The sequence below is a fragment of the Sandaracinaceae bacterium genome (assembly GCA_016706685.1).
GTDB lineage: Bacteria > Myxococcota_A > Polyangia > Polyangiales > Houyiibacteriaceae > JADJJE01.
On the sequence record JADJJE010000024.1, the window covers coordinates 105,389 to 113,090 of the forward strand.

Sequence of the window (7,702 nt, forward strand, 5' to 3'; positions counted from 1 at the left end):
CTAGCCTAGCCAGGAAGGCGTGTCGTGACCCATCCCCGCATGAGCGCGCCTGGAAACACGAGGCCGGTGCGGTGAAGCCCGCGCTGGCGATGAGCGCTTCGACCTCGGCCGGGCTGACGCACGCAATCATCTCGTCCTGCGCGGCGCCCACCCGAGTCTCCAGATTCGTTCGAATGTTGAAGCCGCCATCGCGTACGTGGAAAACCGCTGAGTAGTCAGTCGGCGTGCTCAGTCGGGCCGGTCGTCCGCCTGTGCCGGCGGCACTGTCGACCGAACTGCGGGACCGGACGACGGCGGAGGTCGAGGCTGAGGTGCCATCGACGTCGTGCTGTCGTCCCAGCCGTTGCGATCGAGAGGCTCACGAGCGCGGCGCTCGCGGTGGCGATGGCGACCGCACCGCCCGTCGAGACACCATCCCGCTCCCAGCCGTCTCGTGGAACTTTGCTGGCAACTCAGCCCGGGCCCGCCAGCATTTGCTTCCGCAGCGAGGCGGCCTTTCGTTGTTGGCGGCCACGTCTGAGCGTAGGAATCTGACCACCGCCGTGGTCGTGCCTGCGGCCCGCGCCGAGCGGGCCACAGGCGCTGGGTCACTTCTTCTTGGTGGGCGTCCTCTTGGCAGCGGAGGTCTGTTCAGACTGGGTCGACTCGCGTAGGCGGTAGCTCTTGCCCTCGATGAGGATCACGTCTGCGTGGTGGACGACGCGGTCGACGAGGGCCGTTGCGCACGCGGCGCCGGGGAAGATGGTGGACCACTCGCTGAAGGACTTGTTGGTGGTGAGGACGAGGGACTTGCTCTCGTAGCGCTTCGAGACGATCTGGAAGAGCAGGTCTGCCGCGCGCTGCTCGTATTCGAGGTAGCCGATCTCGTCGATGCAGAGACAGGCCACGCGCGCGTAGTGCTTCACCCGCCGCGCGAGGGCGCGTGGACTCTTGGCTGGCGAGGTCGAGGAGCAGGTCGGCGGCCGTGATGAAGATGGCGGAGTACCCGCCCATGACTGCGGCGTGCGCGATGTTCTTCGCGAGCATGGTCTTGCCCAGACCCTGCGCGCCGACGAGCACCACGTTCTTCCCCTCGCGCAGAAAGTCGAGGTCGAGCGCCGCATGCACGGCGTCGGCGTTGATGCGGTCAGGCCACTTCCAATCGAAGTCAGAGGCGGGCTTGAAGTGGCCGAGCTTGCTGAGCTGCAGCCGACGCTCGAGGCTTCGCCGCGAGCGCTCTTGCTCCTCGATCGTCACGATGTGTTCCATCAGCTGGGTGGGCGACCATCGCTTCTTGATGGCGTTCGCGGCGACGTCATCGAAGTCGTCCGCGAGCGCGTGCAGGTTCAGGCCCCGGAGACGGGCGTGCAGGTCGGTGCTCACGCTTCCGCTCCCGTCTGGGCGTCATCGAGACGTCCCAACACGTCGTAGTCGCTCATGTCGTGCGGGACGACCAGCACATCCTTGTCGCGGACGTGTTTGGACATCTCGATGGCTTGCGGAGGGACCCGCCCGCTGCGTCGGTGCTCCTTGTCGAGCAGGTAGGCGACGGATCCAACGGCTGGAGCGCCGCTCTCGAGCGCCTGCACGATGGCTGCATCGAGAGCATTCGCGCCGTAGAGATCGAGGAGCTGGTTGAGCTTCGCCGTGCGCTGCCGCACGGGTTCGTTCCGCGCCGCAATCACCTCCAGGAGAGCATTGGCGTGGGGGCAGAGGGCGCGCAGACGGTCGCGCCCGCGGAGCTCCCAGGCGCGCTTCTTCTCCGCCACGAGCGGGTCGATGTGCGCCAAGTCCTCGATGACCTGGCGCTTCGCGTAGCTGCGAACGTGCGTGGCGACGAGCTCCTCGCCGTGCATGACGCGCACCGTGGCGTCGTCCGCCAAGAGCGTCAGCGGCTTGCGGGCGAGTGTGTGCGGGATGGAGTAGTCGTTCGTGTCGAAGCGCAGGTAGGGCAGCTTGCCGCTGCGCAATGCCTCCATTCGATGAGTGCTCGGCGCATGGGCCGGGAGCGGCAACAGCCGCTCCCGCTCGGCCTCGAGCAGCGCGCCGACAGTGCGCCGCTCCTCGTCTCTCGGATGTGCGCGCTGGTGGGCGCACTGCTCAACCCAGGCGTCGAGCTGCTCATTGAGGTCATCGACATCCGTGAAGGAACGGCCCTCGAAGAAGCTGCCGCGGACGTACTGGATCATGCGCTCGACGATGCCCTTCTCGTTGGGACGGTAGGGCGCGCACGGGCGTGGGACGAAGTGGTAGTGGCTCGCGAACTCGAGAACGGATGGGTGGAAGCGCACGTGCTCACCGACGCGCTCGAGCACCACGCTCTTGAGGTTGTCGTACAGGATCTGACGCGGGGCTCCGCCGAACTTCTCGAACGCGAGGCGATGGCAATGCAGGAACGTGTCCATGCGTTGGTCGAGCGAGAAGCGTGCAACCATGCCGCGGCTGTGGCTGAGCACGAGCACGAAGAGCGAGAGGCGACGCTGGCCACCTGGAACATCGACGACCCCGAAGCTCCCCCAGTCCATCTGCCCCTGCTCACCCGGCATCGTCGTGAGCAGGAGGTAGGCCTCGCTGGGTCTCGCCGGCCGAATCGTCGCCACGTAGCGGCGAAGCTGTCGGCAGCTGCCCGCGTAGCCACGGGCCTTCACCATATCGAACAGGCGTGTCGACCGGAGCCGGGGATGCTGCTCGAGCGTCGTGACGATGAAGGGCTTGAACGTGTCGAGGAGACTCGCGCGAATACGCTGTCCATCCGAGACGAAGCGCTGGCTGTCGATGGCACGCTTGACGGTATCGGCATGCACATCGAGCGCCTCGGAGATGGTGCCGACCTTCCAGTGCTCGGCGAAGAACAGCCGACGGATCCGAGCACGCTGCTCAGCTCCGATCGTCACTGGCCACCTCCCGATGTCACGCCGCCGAGCGACAACCTCGCATCGACACCGTCACGCCAGCTCTCGTCGAGGAGATCCCCGAGGCCGTACCGACTGCCCTCGTGGTCGACCGCCACGGCACCCCAGAAACCCCTCGCGTAGATGGCGTACCGCTCGTCCACAGCGATGACAGCGTGGGTCGGAAGACCCACCCAGAGCGCAACCGCCTCCATCAGACAGCGAGCCTCCGGAAGCGGCTCGGGACACGGTCGAATCGAGTGCTCCAGTTGCGGAGACACCTTCAAACAACATCGATTCATCGCTTTGCTCCTCGCGCGTCGCAGCCATGAGCACCTTGCTCACCGAGCGCACTCGCGCGAGCGGCACCATCGACGCGAGGGGCAACTTCCCGACACGTTGTTCCGTCACGCGCCGTCGCTCGACCCGGTAGCGACGCTGCCGATCACGGTGGTCCAGACGCCCCTCTTCGCTCCGCTGATGGCGACGACGACCATCGCGGAGCTGCTGAGAACGTCGTGCACGCAGGCACCCCGGGCTGCAGCAGACCTGCCCTCGGTCACACCCCGAGCACAGCGTCACCAGCTTCCCGCAGCGGGGGCCACCACATGTGAAGAGACGCTGGGATTCGGGGATCTGCTGGGCCGGCACGGCATGAACTTGCCCATCCGCTGAGACCGTGGGACTCATCGGCTGCGCGCTCAGCCCATGCCCCTGGCTTCTACCAGTGGCGCTGACGCGCAACGGGCTCGGAGCTGTAACTCCGGGCCCGATGTATTTGAGGTCCTCCGAGCCTAGGCCGACTCGCGCACGTCGTCAGGAAACCGGCTGCCGGTCAGATTCCTACGCTTTGGGATGGCCACCGACAGACCGGCTTCATAGGTAACACCTTTTGCCAGATAGTTCGGTACAGCGGCCGGGATTGACCGCCACGAAGATGGTACGCAGGCGGACGCGGTGCACGAGCCAGTCAGCTGGGTACTCGGGTGACTCGAGCTTCCTCGGATAGGTCCGGTTGGACGGTTGGTAGAACGTGGCCGGCGTCCTCATTCCGAGCGCCTCATGGGGTCGAACGGCGTGCCGTTGTCGGTCCGCAGCGTGGTCGGGAGACCAAACTCTACGAAGGCCGCGTCGAACACTTCGCGCGAAGCCAGCATGTCGGGGTGCTCGAGCGCGGCGCAGCGCAGCAGGTAGCGGCTGTAGCCGTCTGTGATGGTCAGCGGGTAGCACTTGTGTCCAGCCTTGAGCCGGAACCAGCCCTTGAAGTCCGCGCTCCATACCGCGTTGGGCACATCCTGGGCGCTGAGGCCGTCGTTGAATTCGCCCGGTCGCGCCCTCTTCCGCCGGGGCCGAATGCAGCCCTCCTTGCGCAGAATCACGCCGATGGTGCTCGGTGCCGGGGGTGAGTAGCCCTTCCCCATTAGCCATGCGTACAGCTTCTTGGGGCCCCAGGTGGGGTGCGCTCGGCGCGTCGCGACAATCATCTCCACCATCACCGGGTCCGTGCTGTGCGGGTGAGACTGCCAGCGGCGTGAGCGATCGTGCAGGGCCGCTGTGCCTCCTTGCTCAAAGCGCTCCCACCACTTGTACCCAGTCTTTCGACTCACCCCAAAGGCTCGGCAGAGCTCAGCCATCGACTCGTGCTCGCCCCTCAGCTTCGCCTCGATGAAGCGGCTTCGTTCGTTCATTGCGGATGTCACTTCCCACGGCATCTCGCGATCCTCGCCAGACGTCGTTCAGGTGTCACCCATCAAGCCGGATAGCCCTGTCACCCATGAAGCCGGTTCGTACAAGGCGTTTTATAGAAGTGTCGGGTTTGCGGTTTTTGGAAATGTCGGATCCCCGAAGGTCGAAGGATCGCGCACATGTCTGTCGCCTACCTGACCATGAGCCACCGAGAACTGGATCGCAGCGAGGTCATGCACCGGCTGCTGGAGCGCCGCCTGAGCCACCGCCGATTTGGCCTCGTGAACCTCGCCCTCGAGCTTGTCCTCGGCCTACTCGCTGCCGTCGCTGGGCTGGTGGCCGTCGGCGTGGCCGGCTGGGTGCTGGACGTAGTCGAGGCGCTCCGGCGCTAGGGCGGGTTCGCCGCAACTACGCGCTACGGGGCGACCTCGACAGCGCTAGCCGTCAACCCAAACGAGAGCCCCGAACAAGAGCCGTCATCAACGTTCTGGTCGTAGTTGCTCGCTATGACGCTCTGTAGGTCTTCCACCGTGATGTCCCATTCTTCCGGAAAATACGAGACGAGGGTCGCAAGTACTTCAGGCAGATCTGCCTGCTTCACGTACGCACCGATAGTTGCGCCTTGAAACTCCGAACCAACGGTTCTCCCCCCATAGCGAACGTCGAACAGTGGAAGTGACGTGGACGCCGCGCCATCGTCCGCGGGTTGGATGGTGATGGCAGCTTGCCGCAACGCACCATCAACGCGCCCGTCCGATAAAATGTTTGCGGGTACCCAGCCGAGGATCTCTGCGGTATCGTCCTCACCCAGCAGGCGGACGATGGCGCAGTCGGTGTCGCCCAGTACTTCAATGTGAAGAGAGAGGGGTCTACAAGTGGTCGAGCCTGAAGGACAAAGTAGAGCCGCGTCGATCGCGGCTTGGACGTCGACCATGTGCGCCACGAGCAGGTCCTGAGCGACCTCGATCAGCGCATTGTCAACCCCGAATGGGAGGTCGACAATTCCGCACGCGGAATCAGCTGAATCGATATTGTATCCTGTAAAGCGACTATTGTCGGCGTCTTCCTGTGTTGGTATGTGGATAGAGGTGATGCGGTAGGTGCGCAGCATCCCCGTTGGCGAACATGACGTAGCGTGATCCGCTCCGATATCAATGGCTTCCATAGAGCCATCCGCTGTCGAGCACCCCATCGCCACGCAGGCGATCAACACGATAGGGAGCTGCACGTTTGGACCACTTTGCGAGCAAGATGTCATGGCGCCTCGTCGTAGAAGGACCCCAGTTCAAAAAACCCGACTGAGAGCCGACCTTTCCCGATCTATTTCAGGGTTTAGCGATTCCAAGCTTCCAGGGAGCAGGCTGCACTCTAGCGCAGGTAGTCGAGACTACCAAACTCGGCCGTGGGCGCGCTCAGTGGTGGCGATGGTTTCTGCCGGCTCCGTGGCGGGGTCGGTGAACCGGACATTCGTCAGCAGCGGAGCACTGCAGGACTTGGTTCGAGCGACCGTGACCTCGCCCCTGACGGTTGCTAGTGCAGACGTCCCAACCGGCTGATACGCATTGACCGTCCTGACCCCCTAGCCACGCCACATGTAGACCAGGGGCCACCAGGGACGTGAGGGTGGGGTCGCGCTCCTCCCACTGCGCTCGCACGAAGAACACTCCGGCACCTTCATCCGACACACGGACGCGAGTACCTCCGAGTCTGCCCCGAGTCCGATACTCGAGGTCACCATTTGACAGCGACCGCCAATCGTCCAAGTGGCCATGCTCCCGTCCGGGAACCTCCAGGATGCTTGCTGCGACATCCTCACCCAGCAGCGTGACCGTGAACCCGTAAGCAACGGGATCGAACCACGTTGGGAGCTCGATTCGGAATTCGGACACGATGGCAACCCCAGCCGCCCCACGTTGTTGTACCAGCAAGCTTGGCTCGATGACGGCCTGATCAGGCGGCTCGCACCGCACGTCGGCATCGATCACCTCGGTCGAAGCGGCAGGCCCAGGGTGGCCAGCGCGGTCGACTGCTCGCACGATGTAGCGAACCGCGTTGACACCGGTACGGCTATCAACGAAAGACCCAGTCTCCGTTGTGGGATAAGCGCTACCCAGGTGGGTCTGGATACCGTTGACGTCTCGATATATGTCGACACCAAGAACGTCAGCAAACTCTGGGACAACGACGATGGATATGCCGTCGGCCGTATGCTCTACCGTAGCGCTGACCGTTCCGTTCTGACAACCGTCACCAACACCGTCCCGGCCCCCGTCCGCCTGTGACGGGTTCCACGTAGCAGGGCAGTTGTCCTGACGGTCCGGTACTCCGTCTTCGTCGAGGTCGGCGAATCCCTCGTCGATGACACCATCCAAGTCGTCGTCTAGCCCGTTTAGCTGCTCAACGCCAGTGTCGGGGTCAGCTCCCCCAAAGTACCCTGAAGCATAACGGAGCCCGCAGGTGGGGCCTGGTCGAGGAGCGGATCGGGGCAGGTAACACTCCAAGTCGATGGGTTTCGAGGCCCGTGAATCATCCATTCTCCGTTGAAGTCAGGGATCGACTCGCGGTACTCACGCGACTGTGGATAGCACTCCAAATCGTACTCATACCCGATGAGATACGCCCCTCTTGGGGCACCCCACGCGCGATCGGTGATGCTATCGTCCAGGAGTTGAGGATAAGGATGCGCGTCTTCCGGTCGCACAGGGCTGCTCACGGGTGTCTGAGAAATCACCCCATCGCAGTTCCAGTCTGTCCCAGGCAGCAACTGGTCTTGGCCGTTGTCCGTGTGACTTCCCCATCCCCGTCGACCCGTCCCATCGGGACAACTCCAACTAATCTCCGCATGCAGGTTCGAGTCCAGCCAGATGGGCCGACTGCCGAGAAGCCTTGCCCAGGGTGCATCCGGACGCTCGTCAAGACCGCCCACCAAGACGCCGTCCTGCAGGTAGGTTGCTCGGTGGTCGTGTAGATGGATCTTTGCGAAAATGCCGCGCCCCACTTCGGCGCGGGTGTCGGTCATCGGACGAATGCGCGAGTACCTAACTCCAGACGAGGCGGCTCCACCGCCGGCAAGGTAGTTCATGACGCTGTGGTACCAGGAATTCTGTTTGGTCGACCAGGTCGAACCCAGGATACACCACGCGGCC

Annotated in this window: 7 protein-coding genes and 1 pseudogene; 3 read left to right on the forward strand and 5 right to left on the reverse strand. The window is 63.9% G+C overall.

Translation table 11 applies throughout. From position 1 onward, the window contains the following. Positions 1–587: 587 nt before the first annotated feature. The 3 genes and pseudogenes from IPI43_24995 to IPI43_25005 all read right to left on the reverse strand — a co-directional run bounded on the left by IPI43_24995 (position 588) and on the right by IPI43_25005 (position 3,151). A pseudogene (locus IPI43_24995) lies at positions 588–1,248 on the reverse strand (ATP-binding protein). Positions 1,249–1,358: 110 nt separating this feature from the next. Continuing rightward, the gene (locus tag IPI43_25000) at positions 1,359–2,873 is read right to left on the reverse strand and encodes an IS21 family transposase (protein MBK7777344.1); all 1,515 of its coding nucleotides are present in this window, start codon (positions 2,871–2,873) and stop codon (positions 1,359–1,361) included. Then, complete coding sequence (locus IPI43_25005; GenBank protein ID MBK7777345.1) at positions 2,870–3,151, reverse strand: hypothetical protein; 282 nt, start codon at positions 3,149–3,151, stop codon at positions 2,870–2,872. The genes IPI43_25000 and IPI43_25005 overlap by 4 nt, the downstream gene beginning before the upstream one ends. Positions 3,152–3,350: 199 nt before the next feature. Here IPI43_25005 and IPI43_25010 point away from each other — a divergent pair, with 199 nt between their 5' ends. After that, the gene (locus tag IPI43_25010; protein ID MBK7777346.1) at positions 3,351–3,545 is read left to right on the forward strand and encodes a hypothetical protein; all 195 of its coding nucleotides are present in this window, start codon (positions 3,351–3,353) and stop codon (positions 3,543–3,545) included. Between the two features lie 371 nt (positions 3,546–3,916). Here IPI43_25010 and IPI43_25015 read toward each other — a convergent pair whose 3' ends face one another. Further along, positions 3,917–4,582 (reverse strand): transposase, encoded by a 666-nt coding sequence (locus IPI43_25015; protein MBK7777347.1) that lies wholly within the window; start codon positions 4,580–4,582, stop codon positions 3,917–3,919. Positions 4,583–4,735: 153 nt separating this feature from the next. On the opposite strand from IPI43_25015, the gene IPI43_25020 reads away from it, so the two are divergent. Further along, complete coding sequence (locus IPI43_25020; protein MBK7777348.1) at positions 4,736–4,948, forward strand: hypothetical protein; 213 nt, start codon at positions 4,736–4,738, stop codon at positions 4,946–4,948. A gap of 23 nt (positions 4,949–4,971) precedes the next feature. Here IPI43_25020 and IPI43_25025 read toward each other — a convergent pair whose 3' ends face one another. Continuing rightward, complete coding sequence (locus IPI43_25025) at positions 4,972–5,769, reverse strand: hypothetical protein (GenBank protein MBK7777349.1); 798 nt, start codon at positions 5,767–5,769, stop codon at positions 4,972–4,974. Between the two features lie 550 nt (positions 5,770–6,319). On the opposite strand from IPI43_25025, the gene IPI43_25030 reads away from it, so the two are divergent. Beyond that, positions 6,320–6,838, forward strand: coding sequence for a hypothetical protein (locus tag IPI43_25030; protein MBK7777350.1), 519 nt, complete (start codon positions 6,320–6,322; stop codon positions 6,836–6,838). Positions 6,839–7,702: the final 864 nt, after the last annotated feature.